The 914-nt window shown below is 37.0% G+C and carries 1 protein-coding gene; it reads right to left on the reverse strand.

Annotated elements, in window-relative coordinates:
• On the reverse strand, positions 1-878 hold an 878-nt coding region (gene tuf, locus AYC61_RS00965; RefSeq protein WP_066495473.1), incomplete at its 3' end, for an elongation factor Tu.
• Positions 879-914: the final 36 nt, after the last annotated feature.

Below are 914 nucleotides of genomic sequence, written 5' to 3' on the forward strand. Positions count from 1 at the left end.
CCTCTTTCGATTTCTGTTCTTTGTACTCCTCTTAATAATGCTCCGATGTTATCTCCTGCTCTTCCTTCATCTAATAACTTTCTGAACATTTCTATTCCTGTACATACTACTGATCTTTTTTCGTCTGTTAATCCAACTATTTCTACTTGGTCTTGTACTTTTAGAACTCCTCTTTCTACTCTTCCTGTTGCAACTGTTCCTCTACCTGTGATTGAGAATACGTCCTCTACTGGCATTAAGAATGGTTGATCTGTGTCTCTTGTTGGCTCTGGTATTGCTTCGTCTACTGCTGCCATAAGCTCTAATACTTTGTCTCCCCATTCGCTTGATGGATCTTCTAATGCTTTTAATGCCGATCCTACTACTATTTTAGTATCGTCTCCATTAAATTCATACTCTGATAGTAATTCTCTTATTTCCATTTCTACTAATTCTACTAATTCTTCGTCATCTACCATATCTGCTTTGTTTAAGAATACTACGATTTCTGGTACTCCTACCTGTCTTGATAATAGTATATGCTCTCTTGTTTGTGGCATTGGACCATCTGCTGCTGAACATACTAAGATTGCTCCGTCCATTTGTGCTGCTCCTGTTATCATGTTTTTAACGTAGTCAGCATGGCCTGGGCAGTCAACGTGTGCATAATGTCTGTTCTCTGTTTCATACTCAACGTGTGCTGTTGATATTGTTATTCCTCTTTCTCTTTCTTCTGGAGCTTTATCTATATTATCAAATGCTACTGATTCTCCAGTTCCAAGTCTTTCATTTAAAACTTTTGTTATAGCTGCTGTTAATGTTGTTTTACCATGGTCTACGTGACCTATTGTTCCAATGTTAACATGTGGCTTATTTCTTTCAAATTTTGCCTTTGCCATTTTTATTCCTCCTCATTATCACTTTTCATTATAGTA

Origin of the sequence: Abyssisolibacter fermentans, from assembly GCF_001559865.1 — a bacterium.
Lineage (GTDB): Bacteria > Bacillota > Clostridia > Tissierellales > MCWD3 > Abyssisolibacter > Abyssisolibacter fermentans.